Below are 18215 nucleotides of genomic sequence, written 5' to 3' on the forward strand. Positions count from 1 at the left end.
ATATGGATTTAGGGACTCAGAATACTTTTTTCTGAAAATCAAGGCGGCCTTCCCCGGAAAGCCGCGATGAACCTTTTTTTATGGCCGACGTGGAGCGACGCTAGAAACGTCTGCCGTAGTTGAGGGCGAAGAAGTAGAGGGCCGGAGCAGCTGCCGTCGTGTCTGCATCATCAAGGCCCCGCTTTCATCGTGGCCCGGAAGCCCTCTCCCCAGCACCGGAGCCCAAGGTCGCTGTGCGGGGGAAAGTGGCACGACACAGGCCCTATGGATGGCTCCTTGATGAACCTGGCGGACGCTGTGCTTGAAGCCCCTGACCACGCCGGGCTTATGCTTTGGCCAGCGCCTTGCTACCATGACGGCAACGGTGCTTCGCGCACCCAGCCCAACTCACAGGAGACCTCATGATCCTCTCAACCACCCCCACCCTGGAAGGCAAGACCATTCGCGAGTACCGTGGCATCGTCGTGGGCGAAGCCATCCTCGGCGCCAACATCTTCAAGGATCTGTTCGCCGGCATCCGCGACATCATCGGCGGTCGCTCCGGCGCCTACGAAAAAGAGCTGGCCCGGGCCCGGGAGATCGCCTTCGAGGAGCTCAAAGAGCGTGCCCAGGCGCTGGGGGCCAACGCCGTGGTGGGCATCGACATCGACTACGAGGTGGTGGGCCAGAACGGCAGCATGCTGATGGTCAGCATCAGCGGCACCGCCGTGGTGATCTAGCCCGCCAGTGCCCGGCCCTGCATGGCCAAACGCCCCGTCACAAGCCGACCCCGAGGTCGGCTTTTTGCTGGGTGTGACGCGCAAAGGTGGGCGCAAGTGAGTGGGGCTCAAGGCCTGAACGTATCGAACGCTCCGATGGCTCTGGGCTGGCCGGGAATGAGGGAGAAAATGGCCCGGCCCGGAGAAGGTGCGGGAACATGGGGGGGCACAGGGCCTGAAGGTCGGCAAAGTTGTTCAATTTTGCTATTCGATAATGAGTTATCGTTTGATATATCTAAACAAAAAATGACCTGTCAGGGGTCGCAGAGCCCAGGTCGGGACCAACATGGCGAGGTGCAGGCGGCACTGTACTCGCATCCCGCCCATAAATAGAGGTCGCCCGGGCGACCTCTTTGTCGCCTGCTAGTTCGCTGCGGATCAGGGCAGGGCATCGGCCCGGAAGGTGTTGCAAGGATCTGTGTCCCTCGTGTCTCAATCGATCAGGGCAATGCATCGGGCCGGAAGCTGGCGCGGATCTGCGGCACCAGGGGGGAGGGGTCGAAGCCTTTCTCCTCCCCGAGCACCGGGTGGAGCAGGGGTTGGTCACGGATGGGGGTGAGGTCCCCCGCCAGCAGTTGCCTTGTGGCCTGCCCCATCTGGTAGAGCTGGCGCACCGGGCCGAACTGGCGGGCGAGATCCAGCCCGTCCCCGGCCCGGGTGAAGGCCATCATGGGGATCTGGTAGCTGGCATCCCGTGGCGGTTTGGTGCCGTGGATACCCTTGCCCGCCGACATCAGGAAGGGCTGGTGATCCCCGAAGGCCACCACCAGGTAGCGCTTGCCGGAGTTGTCCAGGGTCTTGAGCAGCCGCTCCAGGGAGGCCATGGCATCCACCACCCCGGTGTAGTAGGTGTTGAGCAACTGGGTATCCGCCGGGCTCTGATCCGGGCAGGCGCCGCTGCGCTGCTGGGCCCGGTAGCGATCCCCGTCGAAGGGGCCGTGCCCCTGCATGGTGACCGCGTAGGCGAACAGGGGCTGATCGTCCTGGTTGCTGCGTTTGAGCAGGTGATCGATGAGGGCATCGTCGGAGATGTAGAGCCCCTTGTGCTCGAGGGCGGTGAAGCGGGTATCGAACCAGCGCTCCTGATAGCCGAGGGCCGGGATCGCCTTGGCGCGGCCCCAGAACTTCTCCACATAGGGGTGGGCGAACAGGGTCTGGTAGCCGCTTTGGGCTGCGCTGCGCGCAAGGCCGGGCACCTTGTCCGAGAGGTAGTAGTAGGGCACCACCCCCTGTTTGAGCAGGCCCACCGGCAGGCCGGTGTTCATCTCGAACTCCGCCAGCACCGTCATGCCCCCCGTGGTGGGGGAGTGGATGGTCTTGCGCCATTGGGCCACGCTGGCGGGCAGGCTCAAGGTGGGGGCGGGGGCGCAGAGACGGCCCTGCCAGTCAAGCCAGAGCGACTCGTATTGCAGCACGATCACCAGATCGAAGCTGGGAGCCCTGGGCTGGGCGGGCAGGCTCAGCTCCGGGGTGCGCTCGTTGATCTGCAAGGGGTAGCGAAACACGTTGCCGCTTTGCAGCATCTCGTCCACCAGGTTGAACAGGTAGAGGCCGGGGCCGGCGCGGATGATGTCCCTGTGGTAGTTCACCGCCCTGTCCACGTAGCGGATGTTGGCCCCGAGCAGCTTGTTGCCGGTCTGGGTGGCGAACACGCAGAGGGCGAAGAAGGCGGCGGTGGCGGCGGTGGTGCGCAGCAAGCCCCGCAGGATCCAGCGGGAGAGGGCGAAGCGCCACACCAGAAAGAGGAGCCCCAGCACGACGAGCACCGGCACCACAGGGTGCTGATCGAGCAGGATGTGCAGCAGGGCCAGCAGGTTGCCCAGATCGTCCCCCCCCAGCGGCACCCCGTAGATGGCGATCTTCATGAAGTTGGCGAGCAGCCCGATGCCCGAGAGGGCGGTGAAGAGCAGCCCCATATAGAGGCTGAAGCCTGCGAGGGCGCAGAGGCTCCAGCCCAGCACCATGCTGCCCCAGGCGAGGTAGTAGTGCTCGGGCCGAAAGCCCGACCAGAACAGGAATTCCCCCAGCTTGAACACCACGAAGCCGTGGAGCAGCACGAAGGTGAGGTTGCCGAGCAGCAGGCTGCCTGCCACCCGGGCGCGGTAGCTTCGGCGCAGCCGCGGCAGCAGGGTCTTGAGCACGGCGGCGCTCACCAGCAGCACCAGCAGCAGGCTGGTCATCAGGTAGAGGAGGTTGAAACCGCGCTCCGGCAGGGTCTGGAGGATCTGGCTGTATTCGGCGCTCTCCGGCCTGTCTGCCAGCAGCAGCCCGATGCGCAGCTGGTAGCGGCTGTCCAGGGCGTCGTCGGGGGCGCGCAGGGCGCTGTTGAGGCTCAGGGTGCAGCGCTCCTTGCGGCACTTCTGGCGCTTGTCCACCGCCTGGCTCAGCTGATCGATGCGCACCCCTTTGTCGTTGAGCAGCTCCACCCGCACCTTGTCTCCCTCCTGCAGGGGTTTGAGCAGTTGCCACTGGCTGCGCACCACCAGATAGAAGCCCCGGTTGTCACTTTTGTAGAGCAGGCTGTAGCGATTGAGGGTCGCGATGGGCTGATCCGCCGGGCCCAGAATGAGGGGGGCGGCACGCCCGAGCCAGCTGACGGGGTTGAGCAGCGGCAGGGCGAGGGTCAGCAGCAGCAGGGCGGTCAGCAGACCCAGCAACAGCCCGGCCAGGGGCTGGGAGGCGGGGCGGTGGCCGGTGACGGGGGCATTCATAAGGGCTCATCCTTGGAGCGGTCATGGCAGCGACGACTGCCTCTATTTTGACCCGATGGTGCGTGGCTTGTTCCTTGATGTCAATTTGATGACAACAAGATGAATATTCCGTGATGAGCACTGTGAAGCAATTTGTGATCCCGATCCGCCAGGGGCACTCATTCTGTGATGAAAGCGTCATCATGAGCCTTTGCTGCTGGTCTGGGAGGGGGGCGCTGTTTAGTCTCTCAGTAACGGTTGGAGGTACATGTATGAATCCCAAAGTTGCGGCGCGTCAGGCCAGATTGCTCCAGATGCTGGAGAGCAAAGAAGAGATCCGGATCGGGCGGGAGCGGGACTGCCCCCTGCCGCTGCCCCAGCTCGTCCGGCTGACCGAGGATCACCCGGACGTCGTCAAGGTCTACGGTCACGGGCTCACCGCCGAGGTGTTCCATCTCAAGGTGGAGGGGCACCACTGGTGCCTGAAACGTTGCCGCCAGGACTCTCTGGTGGCCAATGTGGACGGCAAGACCGCCTTTCTCACCGAGCTGGAGCGGCGTCGGGAGATAGAGAGCCTGCGGGAGCTGCACCCCACCATCCTCTCCAACGTGGTCTGTACCAGTTTCGGCTCCGCCCGGGCCGGGGTGCTGGTCTCCCCCTGGTTGCGGGGGGAGCCGGTGCGCACGCTCTGCGAGCGCAACCTGGCGCAGATGCTGGCGGTGGAGGCGGAGCTGGCCCGCTGGGGCTGGTTTGACTGGGATCCGAGCCCGGGCAACCTGCTGGATGACGGCCAGCATATCTCGGTGTTCGATTTTGGCTACATGTGGCCCTTCGATCCCCTGCACGAGTTCAACTCCAACGGCCTCACCGATCCCGACTTCCACGTGCCTGAGCGGCTGGAAACCCGCACCCTCTCCGGGCTCTGGCTGGACGAGGCGGATCCCTTGCCGCTGTTTCGCCGCTGGCGCGAGCTCTGCCTCGCCTGGGCCAGGGGAGAGCTGCAATACCTGTCGCGGGAGGGGGCGAGCGCCCCCGTGCTGGCGCGGATGCAGGGACTGGTGGGGGAGTGGAGTGCGGCGCTGGCAAGCGACGAGGCGCTGGCGGCCAACTGGTGGCGCGACATGTACCGCAGCCATCGGCTCGACATCCTGGACGACCTCAGCGGCAAGAGCTGCGGCCCGCTCACCTTGCGCCGTCTCGACTGGCTGGAGCAGGCGGTACGGGAGCACTTCCCGGCCCTGGTGGACAATCTGGCCCCTGACGAAGCGGGGCTCGGTCAGGCCGGGTTGCTGCAACGGCTGGGAGGGCTGCGCGAGCAGATCCGGGCCAATCTGCTGCCCACCCGGGCCACCCTGGTCACCAGCTGATGGTGAAAGAAGAGTGACAAGAGGGGCGCCGCGGCGCCCCTCTTTGCTGAGTGGGGAAGGCCGCCCCGGGTGATGGGGCGGACGAGGCTTGTGGTGTGCCAGCGCCGGGGCGACTCAGTCGAGCAGTTCCCGGTGCAGGCAGTTGACGATGTGGCCCGCCTCGTCCTCTTTGACCAGGAAGCAGAGGTTGTGGGCGCTGGCGCCGTAGCAGATCATCCGGATGTTGTGCTCGCGGATGGCGTCGAACACCTGGCTGCCCACCCCGGCCGCTTCGCTCATGCGGTTGCCGATGAGCGCCACCAGGGCGAAACCGGTCTCCACTTCCACCTTGCACAGCTGGCCGAGCTCCGCCAGCACCTTGTCGTTCAGGATGGGTTCGCCGTTGCTCTGGCTGCCGGTGTGATCCAGGGTCAGGGAGACGCTCACCTCGGAGGTGGTGATGAGATCCACCGAGATGCGGTGACGGGCCAGGACGCCGAACACCTCGGCCAGGAAGCCGTAGGCGTGGAACATGTTGAGGCTGTGCAGGGTCACCAGCACCTGCTGGCGGCGCAGGGCCACGGCCCGGAACAGCGGGTTGCTGCGGGTGGTGGCGCGGATCCAGGTGCCACCGGCGGCGGGATCCTTGGCGGAGCCCACGAACACCGGGATGTCCTGGCGCAGCGCGGGTTGCAGGGTAGCCGGGTGCAGCACCTTGGCGCCGAAGGTGGCCATCTCCGCCGCCTCCACGAAGCTGATTTCGGGGATGGGGCGGGCGCGGGTAACCAGGCGGGGATCCGTGGTGTAGATGCCGGGCACGTCGGTCCAGATCTCGATGCTGCCAGCGTCCAGTGCCTCGGCCAGGAGGGCCGCGCTGTAGTCGGAGCCGCCACGGCCGAGGGTGGTAGTGCGGCCATCGCCGTCGGCACCGATGAAGCCCTGGGTGATGACCAGGCTGTCACCCAGCAACGGGCCCACCGCCTGCTGGCAGAGGGCGCGGGTCGCCGCGAGATCCACGGTGGCCTTGCCAAAGCGGCTGTCGGTGCGCAGCAGTTGGCGCGCATCCTGCCACTGGGCCTTGACCCCGCGCTGGTGCAGGAGTTCGGTGAAGAGACGGGTGGACATCAGCTCGCCGCAGGCGATGAGGCGATCGGCGAGTTCGGCGTCGGTGTGCTGACTGGCCTGACGGGCCATGGTGCGAATGTCGCCGAGCTGGGCATGGATGAGGGCGCTCACGTCGCTCGGGTTGCCAAGGGCGGCCAGAATGGCCAGCTGGATGTCGGCAAGCCTGGCAAGCTGGGCATCCTGTCCGGCTTCGTCCAGTTCACCCTGAGCCAGGCTCACCAGCAGGTTGGTGACGCCGGCGCTGGCGCTCAGCACCACCACCCGGGTCGCCGGATTGGCCAGCACCACGTCGGCGCAGTGGTTCATGGCCGCGGCATTGGCGACGCTGGTTCCGCCAAACTTGGCGACATTGATCGGGTTCATTGCATACTCCTGTCTCAAGGTGAAAATCCGGTTTCATCGGGCAAATAGAGAGGAGGAGGCAAAAAATGGCAGGAAAACGCGAGGATCCCGGCCAGAAGCACTCCACCTGCAGAGCCCATCCCGTACCCGCCCCAAGTGGGGCGCGGTGTGGGATGACCACTACCGATGACAACCCGGGGGATTCAGCCCCCGCAGCCGACGTGGCGGTGTCCAGTCACTCGCCTCGTCTCGGCGCTGCTCCCCCTGACCCAAGTTCACCGGACACTGGTGTCCTCCCCTGGGCTGCCTGGGCAGCGCTCCTCTTCTGGTGCCACCTGTGACAGGTGGCGTGCATGTACAAATACCTTGGTCTGGATTGCACTGTCAATCGAGTTCGTAAAAAAGAACAAAATTGACGGTAACCAGGCACAAGATCAATCAGTTACGAAATGGTCTTGGACAAAACCTTGGAGCGACGCTGCCAGTTGTAGAAGCGCTGGCGCTCCACCGGCAGATCTTCGACTTCCAGGGGATCGAAGCCCCGCTCCCGGAACCAGTGGATGGAGCGGGTGGTGAGCACGAACAGGCGACGGATGCCGAGCCGCCTGGCCCGTTCGGCCACCTTGGCGATCAGGGTGTCTCCCCGGTTGGAGTTGCGATACTCCGGGTGGATGGCGACGCAGGCCATCTCGGCCATGGCTTCTTCCATGAAGCAATAGAGCGCGGCGCAGCCGATGATGAGGCCGTCCCGCTCGATGATGGTGAACTTGTCTATCTCCATCTCCAGCTGCTCCCGGGAGCGGCGCACCAGGATCCCTTCCTCTTCCAGCGGACGGATGAGATCCAGGATGCCGCCGATGTCCTCAATGGTAGCGGCCCGGGCCCGCTCGGCGCTTTCGCGCACGATCTGGGTACCCAGCCCCTCGCGGCTGAACAGCTCCTGCAGCATGGCGCCGTCGTCCTGATAGCTCACCAGGTGGGAGCGGGGTACGCCACCCCGGCAGGAGGCGATGGCCGCGCGCAGGTAGCGGGCGGTGCCTGACATCTCTTCCCCCGCCTGCTCCAGCGCCACCAGCAGCTCTTCGGCCTGCTCGGGGAAGAGCTCGGAGATGGCCTCCCCGTGCCTGTCCATTACCCCCTGGGTGCTGCTGAAGCAGATGAGCTTGTCGGCTTTGAGATCCACCGCCACCCGGCGGGCTACCTCTTCCGAGCTCAGGTTGAAGCTCTCGCCGGTGACCGAGCAGCCAATGGGGGAGATGAGCACCAGGCCGTGCTGATCCAGCTGGCGGGTGATCCCCTCCACATCGATGCGACGCACCCGGCCGCTGTGGCAGAAGTCGATGCCGTCATCCACACCCAGCGGCTGGGCGGTGACGAAGTTGCCGCTCACCACGCTGATGCGGGCCCCCTGCATGGGTGTGTTGGCGAGCCCCATGGAGAGCTGGGCGGTGATGTCGTATTGCAGACCGCCGCACACCTGCTTGATGATGGCGAAACTGGCATCGTCGGTGACCCGGATCCGCTTGTGATACTGGGCCTGGATGCCGGCGCGGGCCAGGGCCTCGTCATTTTGCGGACGCGAACCAAACACCAGTACCAGGCGGATCCCCAAGGTCTGCAGCAGGGCGATGTCGCTGACGATGTTGGCGAAATTGGGGTGACAAATGGCTTCCCCGCCGATCATCAGGACGAAGGTGGCACCCCGGTGCACATTGACATAAGGGGTGGATTGCCGAAAGGCATGGACCAAGCTGGGTTCGCGTTCACGCACGTGTTTCATTCCATAAAAAAGCAGCAATTTGCCCAATATATGAAAATAAATTCACAAATCAAGACTAAATATCGACTTGGTGTTTTTTTGTCGCCATTTTGACCAGTGCGGGCGGGGAGGGGAAGACGCAGGCGAGGGCGGGAGGGTCGCCCCGGGGGCCGCTCCCTGGTTGATCCGGGCTAATAACCTGATATCTTCGGTGTTCCTTTTCGTCAGCCGCATTGCGCGGGGTTTTATACAAGGACAGGGCATATGGAGCAGATTATTTCACCGGCAGAGGCGCTGCCGGGACGGCGGGAAGCGCTGGAGATTGGCCAGGTGCACGCAGTAAACGGCCACCCGACCCAGGGGCCCTGGCCCGAGGGGATGGAGCTTGCCTGGTTCGGCATGGGCTGTTTCTGGGGTGTGGAGCGTCTGTTCTGGCAGCAGCCCGGGGTCTATTCCACCGCCGCCGGGTATCAGGGGGGGCTGACCCCCAATCCCACCTACAAGGAGGTGTGCAGCGGCCTGACCGGCCACGCCGAGACGGTGCAGGTGGTGTTCGATCCCAAGGTCATCAGCTATGGGGATCTCGTGAAGCTGTTCTGGGAACACCATGATCCGGCCCAGGGGATGCGCCAGGGTGGCGACATCGGCACCCAGTATCGCTCCGTCATCTTCGTCGGGGACGACACCCAGGAGGCGATTGCCCAGCAGAGCCTGGCCGCCTACCAGCAGGCCATGACGGCGAGCGGTGACGGGCGCACCATCACCACCCGCATCCTGCCGCTGGCCCCCTTCTATTACGCCGAGGATTATCACCAGCAATATCTGGAGAAGAATCCCGAGGGGTATTGCGGCCTGGGGGGCATCGGCGTCTGCCTGCCTCCCAGCCTGAATCGCTGAGGCGTCATTGCATACCACGGGGGCCATCAGGCCCCCGTGTCATTGTGATGAAAAATAATTGAAAAAAATGCGTCAGGTGGGGAACTAAACTGAACCCTGGCTGACCAACAGGGTAGCGACCACGGATGGTTGCCAAGACCAGACACATTTTTTTGCCCCGAAATTCATTACTCTGACAAGCGCGATGAATTGACAATGCTAGCAAGCAGGGCTGCCCGATGAGGCGGCCCTTTTCATTGGGCGTCCCGCCTCACTCCTCGCCTCATTGCATCTCGTCCCCTTGCCGTCACGGCAGGGGGGGGGTCAGCTGATGGTGCTGTCGAACAGGTTCTTGATGAGGTCGATGAACTCGATGAGGAAGGCTTGCTGGGCTTCGCTGGGGGCGGACAACCAGACGGCGGAGAGCACCTCTTCCAGGTCGGCGACCACGGCATCGGCCTCCTGCATGATCAGGAAGCGCACCTTGGGGTCGAGCTGGGGGTTCTGCTCGCAGATGGCCATCAGGTTGTCGGCCACCCGGCTGCTCACCAGATCCTCGATGGTCTGGGCGCCGCCGCCTTGTTGCTGGCTCTCGAACAGACCCAGACTCTCTACCAGATACTCGATCAGCGCAATGTAACCGTCGCTCTCTACCACCATGATGGCTGCCCTTTCTTCATTGCCTTGGGGAAATGGTGCGTATTTTAGTGGCTGAACCCGTCATGGCAAGCGGCAGTGGAGCCGATGGCGGATAAATTGGACACCGCCGCGCTCCACCGTCTCCAATCCGGTCAGCAGGAAGCCGTGACGCAGGAAGAGAGCGAGGCTGAAGGCGCTCGCCTCCGTGGTGAGGCTGCCAAGTCCCATCTGGCTGGCGGCTGCCAGCACCCGCTCCAGCAGCAGGGTGCCGAGCCCCTGGCGCGGATGATCCGCGCTCACGTAGAGCAGGCTGAGATGACCGTCATCGCTCAGGGTGGCAAAGCCAAGGGGCACATCGTCTTGCTCGATGACCCAGCCATGGTGCTCGCGCAACTGGCTGGCAAGCCCCGGGTGATGGGCGCCCCTGGCCCACTGCTCCACCTGCTCCGGGCTATAGTGTGCAGGCCCCAGGCGGCGTACCGACTGCTCGAACAGATCCAAAAGCCTTGGTATGTGCGCCTCCTCGAGGGGGACGATGCGAGGAGAAGAAAGAGACGGCATGGATCAACCCTCCCTGATGGTCGCGCGGGGGGCCTGGGGCCGCTTCGCCCTGGGCAGACCCGCCACCACCCGCTCATAGGAGTGGACTATCCAGCCCTGCCAGAGATCGTCAGACAGGCCTTCACTCAGGGTCACCGTATTCCAGTGCTGCTTGTTCATGTGCCAGCCCGGTTTCACCTCGGGGTGGATCTCCCGCAGCAGCAGGGCGAGCTCGGGTTCGCACTTCAGGTTGATGGAGAGGGGCTCCGCCTGCCAGTCCACCAGGGCAAACATCTTGCCGGCGATGCGGTAGACCAGGATCTCCGGGCCGAAGGGGGTGTCCTCGGTGGCGCCGGGCTGGCTGAGCAAAAATTCACGCAATTGAACGAGGGTCATGGGGACTCCAGGCTGGTCCGATCATGGTGGAAGCATGTTCACCGGGGTGAGCCTTCTGTTAATATGCGCGCCGAGTATACCCCCCATCACCCCGGGAGCCCATGAGATGTTGTACCACAAGACCTTTGAACTGGGTCCCGATCGGGATTGGGTGGTGTTCGTGCACGGTGCGGGCGGCAGCTCCTCCATCTGGTTCAAGCAGTTGCGGGCCTACCGGGAGCACTTCAACGTGCTGCTGCTGGACCTTCGCGGTCACGGCCAGTCCAACCAGCTGCAGCAGGTGGTAAAGGGGCACTACAGCTTTCGGGCCGTGACCGAGGACATCCTGCGCCTGCTGGATCACCTGCGTATCCCCCACGCCCATTTTGTCGGCATCTCCCTTGGCACCATCCTCATCCGCCACCTGGCGGAGCTTCGCCCCGAGCGGGTCAAGAGCATGGTGCTCGGCGGTGCCATCCTGCGTCTCGACATCCGCTCCCGGGTGCTGGTGCAGCTTGGCCGCCTCGGCCAGCACTTCCTGCCCTACATGTGGCTCTACCGCCTGTTCGCCTTCATCATCATGCCGCGCCAGCACCATCAGGAGTCCCGCAACCTCTTCGTGCGCGAGGCCAGAAAGCTGTGCCAGAAGGAGTTCAAGCGCTGGTTCCGTCTCGCCACCGAGGTGAACCCCCTGATGCGCTACTTTCGAGAGCGGGCCCTACCCATTCCCACCCTCTACGTGATGGGGGAGGAGGATCACATGTTCCTCGCCCCGGTGCGCGAGCAGGTAGCCCGCGACCCTTACAGCCGCCTCGAAATCATCGAAAAGTGCGGCCATGTCTGCAACGTGGAGCAGCCGGATCACTTCAACCGCCAGTCCCTGGCGTTTCTCTCCCGTCAGGCGGCGTCATCCGCCCTCTGAGGCCCGGCAAGGGCCTCAGATGAAGTAGTGGCCAATCTCCAGATAGCGCTGGCGGATGTGCTCGATGAGCAGCCTTATCTTGCGCGGCGGCTGGCGGGTGAAGGGGTAGACGGCGTAGATGCCGAGCTTCTTGCCCACCTGATCGGGAAACAGGTCCACCAGATCCCCCTGCATCAGGTCGTGATAGACCAGACAGCGCGGCACATAGACGATGCCGCGCCCCCCCAGCGCCGCCTTGCGCAGGGCGCCGGCGTTGTCGGTTGAAAAGCTCCCCGACACCGACACCAGATAGTTGCCCTCTTCCCCCTTGAAGGCCCACTCCGAGGCCCCCGTGCTCTGGTAGGCGTAGCGCAGGCAGTTGTGGGTGAGCAAGTCTGACGGCTCCCGCGGCGCCCCGAAGCGGCGCACGTAGGCGGGGGCGGCGCAGATGACCCACTGGGAGTCGAGGATGTGGCGGGCAATCAGGCTCGAGTCATCCAGATAGCCGGTGCGAATGACCAGGTCGAACCCCTCTTCCACCAGGTTGACGAAGCGGTTGTCCAGCGACATCTCCACCGTGAGCCCCGGGTGCTGCTGGCAAAAATCGGCCACCGCATCGGCGAGCAAGAGCTCCCCCGAGATGGTGGGCACCGACATCCGCACATGACCGCTCACCTTTTCACCAAATCCCGCCACCGCGTCGAAGGCGTCCAGTGCGGCGGCCTTCACATTTTTGGCACCTTGATAGAGCGCCTTGCCCGCCTCGCTCAGGGTGAGCCGGCGGGTGGTGCGATAGAGGAGCTGGACCCCGAGCTCCTCCTCAAGACGCCCGATCCGCTTGCTAACCACTGAATTTGTCAGGGAATTTTGTTCCGCTACCTTGCTGAAGGATCCGGCCTCCACCACCTGGGCGAAGAGGATGAGGTCGTCGGTACTGGCCATATTGATCAACTTTTGGAACGAATGTTGTTCATTATTTCCATATATCGCGAAAAAGGAACAGGGTAAGGTCACGTCCGCTTAACAAAACAACAACAAGGTGCGCCTCTGCACCCCTCTGGACAAGGACGCAATGATGACAGACACCCTGCTGGCCCTGGTGGCCTTCTCGCCGATCCTGGTGGCCGCCGTGCTGCTGGTCGGCCTCAACTGGCCCGCCAAGCGCGCCATGCCCGTCGCCTTCCTGTTGACCGTGTTCATCGCCCTCTGGGGCTGGCAGATGAGCCCAACCCGGGTCTTCGCCTCCACCCTGCAGGGGCTGGTGATCACGGTGACCGTGCTCTGGATCGTGTTCGGCGCCATCCTGATGCTCAACACCCTCAAACACACCGGCGCCATCACCGCCATTCGCGGCGGTTTTACCAACATCTCGCCGGACAGGCGCATCCAGGCCATCATCATCGCCTGGTGCTTCGGCGCCTTTATCGAAGGGGCCTCGGGTTTTGGCACCCCGGCCGCCATCGCCGCGCCGCTGCTGGTGGCCATCGGTTTTCCGGCGCTGGCCGCCGTGCTGCTCGGCATGATGATCCAGTCCACCCCGGTGTCGTTCGGCGCGGTGGGCACCCCCATCCTGGTGGGCATCAACAAGGGGCTGGATAACCAGGCCATCGGCCAGACCCTGAGCGCCGGTGGCAGCAGCTGGGACATCTATTTGCAGCAGGTGACCACCAACGTGGCCCTCATTCACGCCACCGTCGGCACCCTGATGCCGGTGCTGATGGTGATGATGCTGACCCGCTTCTTCGGCCGCAACCGCAGCTGGACAGAGGGGCTCTCCATCCTGCCCTTCGCGATATTCGCCGGGCTCGCCTTCACCGTCCCCTATGCCCTCACCGGCATGCTGCTCGGCCCCGAGTTCCCGTCCCTCATCGGCGGTCTGGTGGGGCTGGCCCTGGTGGTGACGGCGGCGCGAGCCGGTTTTCTGGTGCCCAAGAACTCCTGGGATTTCGCCCCCGAGAACGAGTGGCCCGCCGAGTGGCTGGGTTCCCTCAAGCTCGATCTCAAAGAGGCCGCTGGTCGCCCCATGTCGCTCATGCTGGCCTGGCTCCCCTATGTGGCGCTGGCGCTCCTGCTGGTGGCGAGCCGGGTGAGCCCGGAGTTCAAGGCAAGCCTCTTGTCGGTGAGCCTCGCCTTCACAGACCTCTTGGGGGAGAAGGGGGTCAGCGCGTCCATTGAGCCGCTCTACCTGCCGGGGGGCCTGCTGGTACTTTGCGCCCTGCTCGCCACCTGGCTGCAGTCGCGCTCCCTCGCCCCCTTCGGTCGGGCATTGGGGGAGTCCAGCCGCACCCTGATCGGCGCCGGTTTCGTGCTCATCTTCACCGTGCCCATGGTGCGCATCTTCATCAACTCCGGCGTCAACGGGGCGGATCTCGCCAGCATGCCGGTGACCACCGCGAATTTTGCCGCCGGGCTGGTGGGGGAGTTCTTCCCTGCGCTCAGCGCCACCATCGGCGCGCTGGGGGCCTTTATCGCCGGCTCCAACACGGTATCGAACATGATGTTCAGCCAGTTCCAGTTCGAGGTGGCCCAGACCCTGGGGGTCTCCACCGCCGCCATGCTGGCCCTGCAGGCAGTCGGCGCGGCTGCGGGCAACATGATCGCCATTCACAACGTGGTGGCGGCCTCGGCCACCGTGGGGCTGCTCGGCCGTGAGGGGGCGACGCTGCGCAAGACGGCGCTGCCGACCCTCTACTACCTGCTGGTCACCGGCCTTATCGGGCTGGTGCTCATGTACAGCTTCCACATCTCGGACGCACTGCTGCAGCTCAAGTAAGGAGAGCAAGTGATGAAGGTAATGCGGGTCTACCCGGCCAAGCCGGCCGATGTCTATCTCTACGCCACCTGTCTGGTGGACCTGTTCGACCCGGTGGCGGGGCTCGATGCCATCGCCCTGATCGAGCGGGAAGGGATAAGGGTGCACTTTGTCGAGAAACAGACCTGCTGCGGGCAGCCGGCCTACACCTCGGGTCACGAGGAGGAGGCGCGCAAGGTGGCGCAAAGCCAGATGGCGCTCTTCCCCGAGCCCTGGCCGGTGGTGGTGCTGTCGGGCTCCTGCGGCGGCATGATGCACCACCACTACCGCCGCCTCTTCCCCGAGAGCCCCGAGGTGGCCGATTTTTGCGATCGGGTGTTCGAGCTCACCGAGTTTCTGGCCCGGGTCTGCCGGGTGCGCTGGCACGGGGTGGGGGAGGCGAGCATCGTCATGCACACCTCCTGCTCGGCCCGGCGCGAGATGCAGGTACACACCACGGCCCGCAGCCTGCTGGGGCAGCTCGATGGCGTCACCTTGCATGAACAGGCCTACGAGAGCGAGTGCTGCGGTTTTGGCGGCACCTTCTCGGTGCGCCACCCCCACATCAGCCAGGCCATGGTGGAGGACAAGACCCGCCACCTGCTGGCCACCGGCGCCGACACCTTGGTGAGCGCCGACTGGGGGTGCCTCTTGAACATCAAGGGATCCCTGGCCTATCAGGGCAGGATCTTGCCTGCCACCCACCTGGCGAGCTTCCTGCTCGCCCACAGCCGCCCCGACAGTGACGAAATAGCTCATAACGGCGCCGCTGTTAGCGATTTGGCTCATACCAAAGAGGCCCAGCCCCATGTCTGATCACGCCAAGTATTCGCCGCGCCGCTTCCATCCCCAGGCCGAGGCGGCCCTGGCCGACCCCGTGCTGCGCCAGAATTTTCGCGGCGCCATGGATTACCTGCGCGCCAAGCGCCGGGATGCCTTCGCCGACCCGCAGGAAGAAGCGGCGGTGCGCGATGCGGCGGAGCAAATTCGCCAGCGCTGTCTCTCGCGCCTGCCGGACCTTTTGGAGCAGCTCGAAGCCAACTGTGAGCGCAACGGCATCCGGGTGCACTGGGCCCAGACGCCGGCCGAGGCCAACGCCATCATCCTCGGTATCGCCCAAAAAAACGGGGTGAGCAGCATCGTCAAGGGCAAGTCCATGGTGAGCGAGGAGGTAGGCTTCAACCACGAGATGGCGCGCCACGGCATCCGCTGCCTTGAGAGCGACATGGGGGAGTTTATCGTCCAGCTCGACGGCGACACCCCGTCCCACATCATCATGCCCGCCATCCACAAGAACAAGCAGGAGGTGAGCGACACCTTCGCAAGCAACCTGGAAGGCTTCACCCCCACCACGGACGTGGACGCCCTGATCCAGACCGGGCGGCGGGCCCTGCGCGAAGAGTTTCGCCGCGCCGGCATGGGGCTCTCCGGCGTCAACTTCGCGGTGGCCGAGACCGGCAGCCTGTGTCTCGTCGAGAACGAGGGCAACGGGCGTATGTGCACCACGGTGCCGAAAGTGCACGTGGCCATCACCGGCATCGAGAAGGTGGTGGAGTGCTTATCCGACGTGCCGCCCCTCTACAGCGCCCTGACCCGCTCGGCCACCGGTCAGGCCATCACCACCTACTTCAACGTCATCAGCGGCCCGCGCCGGGCAGGGGAGCTGGACGGCCCGGACGAGGTGCACCTAGTGCTGCTCGACAACGGCCGCAGCCAGGCTTACCGGGACGAAGAGCTGCGCAAGACCCTGCAGTGCATCCGCTGCGGCGCCTGCATGAACCACTGCCCGGTCTACACCCGCATCGGCGGCCACGCCTACGGCACCATCTACCCGGGTCCCATTGGCAAAATCATCTCCCCCCATCTGCTGGGGCTGGAAAGCACGAGCGATCTGGTGACCGCATCGAGCCTGTGCGGTGCCTGCGGCGAGGTGTGCCCGGTGCGCATCCCCATTCCCGACATGTTGCAGCGCCTGCGCCGGGAGGCCAAGCACGACGCACAGCCCGGTCACGAACCGCTGGCGGGGCAGGGGGCGGCCAGGAGCCGACTCGAGACTCTTGCCATGCAGGGCTTTGCCTTTGCCGCTACCCACCCGCGCCTCTACCACGCCGCAACCGGGGTGGCCGGTCGCCTGCGGGGCTTGATGCCCAAACACCTGGGCCCCTGGACCCAGTGCCGCGAAGCACCCCAACCCGCCCCCCAGAGCCTGCACGCCCTGCTGCGCCAGAAGAAGAAGGAGTCCTGAGATGTCGAGCAAAGAGGCCATATTAAGCCGCCTGCGCGGCGCCGCCACCCCCATTGCCCACGCCCCCCATGGCTGGCAGCCCTGGCGCGGGGAGGATGAACAGGAACGGCGCGAGCGCTTTGTTGCCGGGATCAGCGCCAGCCACGCCGAGATCCTCACAGTCCAACAGGCAACCCTGGCCCGGGATCTGGCCGCCTGGCTGGATGAAGAGGGCGTGACGAGCCTGGCATGTGGCCAGGGTGGCCGCTGGCAGGCGGTGGTTGCGGCCGCCTGCGCCGGGCGATCTGTGTTGACCCCCTCTGGCGAGTTCGCGAGCTGGAAGGACGATCTGTTCGACGTCTGTCAGGCGGGCATCACCCACTGCGCGGGGGCCATCGCCGATACCGGCACGCTCGTATTGCTGCCCGATGGCAGCGAGCCGCGCACTATTTCGCTTGTGCCCCCCTGCCATATCGCCCTGCTGGCGGCTTCCACTATCGCCGACAACCTGGCGGGGCTGGTGGCGGCCGGGCGCTGGCAGCAGGCCATGCCCACCAATCTGCTGCTGGTCTCCGGCCCCTCCAAGACCGCCGACATCCAGCAGACCCTGGCCTACGGCGCCCACGGCCCGAGTCGCCTCTTGGTCGTGCTGGTGGAGGATTGCTGATGGGCTGGAATGAATTTGACGCAGCAGTGCTCTCGCGCATCCCGCCCGAGCGGCTGGTGAGCGACCCGGACTTGCGATTGGCCCACGGCACGGACGCCAGCTTCTACCGGCTGGTGCCCGAGCGCATCGTGCGCCTCGACTCTTTGGATGAAGTGCGCTTCGTGCTGTCGGTGTGCCGCGAATTGGGCCTGCCGTGCACCTTTCGCGCCGCCGGCACCAGTCTCTCGGGCCAGGCCCTGAGCGATTCGGTGCTCATCACCCTGACCGACAGCTGGCGCGGCCACCGCATTCTGGACGAGGGCGAGCGCATCGCCCTGCAACCCGGGGTGATCGGCGCCGATGCCAACCGCTATCTGGCGCCCCTGGGGCGCAAGATTGGGCCGGATCCCGCCTCCATCAACGCCTGCAAGCTGGGCGGCATCGCCGCCAACAACGCGAGCGGCATGTGCTGCGGCACCGCCCACAACAGCTATCACACCTTGCACGCCATGACGTTGCTGCTGGCCGATGGCACCGTGCTGGAGAGCGGCGACCCCCAGAGCCGCGCCGCCTTGGCGGCCAGGCGCCCGGAGCTGCTCTCGGGGCTCGCCGCCCTGCGCGCCGAGGTGCTGGCGAACGCCGAGCTTGCCGCCAAGATCCGCCACAAGTACCGGCTCAAGAACACCACCGGCTACGCCATCAATGCCCTGCTCGACCATGAGGACCCTGTCGATATCCTCACCCACCTGATGATCGGATCGGAGGGGACCCTCGGCTTTATCGCCGAGGTGGTGCTCGACACCGTGCCCGAGTACCCCCACAAGGCCTCGGCCCTGCTGGTGTTCCGGGACGCCGAGCAGGCGTGTCTGGCCACCTCGCGCCTGAAAAGTGCGCCGGTGGCAGCGGTGGAGCTGATGGATGGGCGCTCCCTGCGCTCGGTGGCGGGCAAGCCCGGTCTGCCGGACTTTATCAAGGTGCTGGACCTGGCTGCCTGCGCCCTGCTTGTCGAGGTGCATGGGGAATCGAAGGAAGAGTTGGTGGATCGCTGCGAGCAGGTGACGGCCATGGCCGCCGAGTTCGCCCAGGTCGCCTCTGTGCCTTTTACCAGCGACAGCGCCGGGCTCTGGGCCATCTTAAATGCGAAAGGGGACTCCCTCCGACGTAGGTGGGAGGGGAATTTCGCCGGGGCGTCAGCCCCGCTGG

The 18215-nt window shown here is 64.9% G+C and carries 16 protein-coding genes and 1 riboswitch; of the genes, 9 read left to right on the forward strand and 7 right to left on the reverse strand.

Annotation, left to right across the window (positions count from 1 at the left end; genetic code table 11):
- The first annotated feature begins 401 nt into the window (after positions 1-401).
- Entirely contained in the window at positions 402-719 is a 318-nt protein-coding gene (locus tag PG892_RS17880; protein ID WP_010674360.1) for a heavy metal-binding domain-containing protein, read from the forward strand.
- Between the two features lie 479 nt (positions 720-1198).
- On the opposite strand, the gene PG892_RS17885 is transcribed toward PG892_RS17880, so the two are convergent.
- Positions 1199-3469 (reverse strand): LTA synthase family protein, encoded by a 2271-nt coding sequence (locus tag PG892_RS17885; protein WP_202007442.1) that lies wholly within the window; start codon positions 3467-3469, stop codon positions 1199-1201.
- A gap of 251 nt (positions 3470-3720) precedes the next feature.
- Between PG892_RS17885 and PG892_RS17890 the strand changes: the two genes are divergently transcribed.
- Positions 3721-4815, forward strand: coding sequence for a hypothetical protein (locus PG892_RS17890; protein ID WP_010674362.1), 1095 nt, complete (start codon positions 3721-3723; stop codon positions 4813-4815).
- 114 nt (positions 4816-4929) lie between these two features.
- Here the strand turns inward: PG892_RS17890 and lysC are convergent, their stop codons facing one another.
- Positions 4930-6282 (reverse strand): lysine-sensitive aspartokinase 3, encoded by a 1353-nt coding sequence (gene lysC / locus PG892_RS17895; protein ID WP_052814901.1) that lies wholly within the window; start codon positions 6280-6282, stop codon positions 4930-4932.
- Positions 6283-6369: 87 nt separating this feature from the next.
- Positions 6370-6594: riboswitch (Lysine riboswitch) on the reverse strand.
- 109 nt (positions 6595-6703) lie between these two features.
- Complete coding sequence (argA, locus tag PG892_RS17900) at positions 6704-8032, reverse strand: amino-acid N-acetyltransferase (RefSeq protein ID WP_010674364.1); 1329 nt, start codon at positions 8030-8032, stop codon at positions 6704-6706.
- Between the two features lie 252 nt (positions 8033-8284).
- Here argA and msrA point away from each other — a divergent pair, with 252 nt between their 5' ends.
- Positions 8285-8917 (forward strand): peptide-methionine (S)-S-oxide reductase MsrA, encoded by a 633-nt coding sequence (gene msrA, locus PG892_RS17905; RefSeq protein ID WP_010674365.1) that lies wholly within the window; start codon positions 8285-8287, stop codon positions 8915-8917.
- Between the two features lie 303 nt (positions 8918-9220).
- Here the strand turns inward: msrA and PG892_RS17910 are convergent, their stop codons facing one another.
- From PG892_RS17910 to PG892_RS17920, 3 genes are read right to left on the reverse strand one after another with little or no spacing between them, the layout of a single operon-like run.
- Positions 9221-9556, reverse strand: a complete 336-nt coding sequence (locus PG892_RS17910) for a DUF3802 family protein (protein WP_010674366.1) — start codon at positions 9554-9556, stop codon at positions 9221-9223.
- A gap of 60 nt (positions 9557-9616) precedes the next feature.
- A complete protein-coding gene (locus PG892_RS17915) occupies positions 9617-10096 on the reverse strand; it encodes a GNAT family N-acetyltransferase (protein ID WP_029314371.1) in 480 nt (159 codons plus the stop codon).
- A gap of 3 nt (positions 10097-10099) precedes the next feature.
- Complete coding sequence (locus PG892_RS17920) at positions 10100-10471, reverse strand: MmcQ/YjbR family DNA-binding protein (RefSeq protein WP_039038958.1); 372 nt, start codon at positions 10469-10471, stop codon at positions 10100-10102.
- 106 nt (positions 10472-10577) lie between these two features.
- Between PG892_RS17920 and PG892_RS17925 the strand changes: the two genes are divergently transcribed.
- Complete coding sequence (locus tag PG892_RS17925) at positions 10578-11372, forward strand: alpha/beta fold hydrolase (RefSeq protein WP_010674369.1); 795 nt, start codon at positions 10578-10580, stop codon at positions 11370-11372.
- A 15-nt stretch (positions 11373-11387) separates the two neighbouring features.
- Here PG892_RS17925 and PG892_RS17930 read toward each other — a convergent pair whose 3' ends face one another.
- Complete coding sequence (locus PG892_RS17930) at positions 11388-12365, reverse strand: LysR family transcriptional regulator (RefSeq protein ID WP_081332093.1); 978 nt, start codon at positions 12363-12365, stop codon at positions 11388-11390.
- Between the two features lie 61 nt (positions 12366-12426).
- Here PG892_RS17930 and PG892_RS17935 point away from each other — a divergent pair, with 61 nt between their 5' ends.
- From PG892_RS17935 to PG892_RS17955, 5 genes are all read left to right on the forward strand, one after another.
- Positions 12427-14124 (forward strand): L-lactate permease, encoded by a 1698-nt coding sequence (locus PG892_RS17935; protein ID WP_202007440.1) that lies wholly within the window; start codon positions 12427-12429, stop codon positions 14122-14124.
- Positions 14125-14136: 12 nt separating this feature from the next.
- Complete coding sequence (locus tag PG892_RS17940) at positions 14137-14958, forward strand: (Fe-S)-binding protein (protein ID WP_080989992.1); 822 nt, start codon at positions 14137-14139, stop codon at positions 14956-14958.
- Positions 14951-16387, forward strand: coding sequence for a LutB/LldF family L-lactate oxidation iron-sulfur protein (locus PG892_RS17945; protein ID WP_223917196.1), 1437 nt, complete (start codon positions 14951-14953; stop codon positions 16385-16387). The genes PG892_RS17940 and PG892_RS17945 overlap by 8 nt, the downstream gene beginning before the upstream one ends.
- Position 16388: 1 nt before the next feature.
- A complete protein-coding gene (locus tag PG892_RS17950; protein WP_198497482.1) occupies positions 16389-17033 on the forward strand; it encodes a LutC/YkgG family protein in 645 nt (214 codons plus the stop codon).
- On the forward strand, positions 17033-18215 hold a 1183-nt coding region (locus PG892_RS17955), incomplete at its 3' end, for an FAD-binding oxidoreductase (RefSeq protein WP_270825633.1). The genes PG892_RS17950 and PG892_RS17955, both read left to right, overlap by 1 nt.

The organism is Aeromonas sp. QDB68, from assembly GCF_027707405.1.
In the GTDB taxonomy this organism is placed as follows: Bacteria; Pseudomonadota; Gammaproteobacteria; order Enterobacterales; family Aeromonadaceae; genus Aeromonas; species Aeromonas caviae.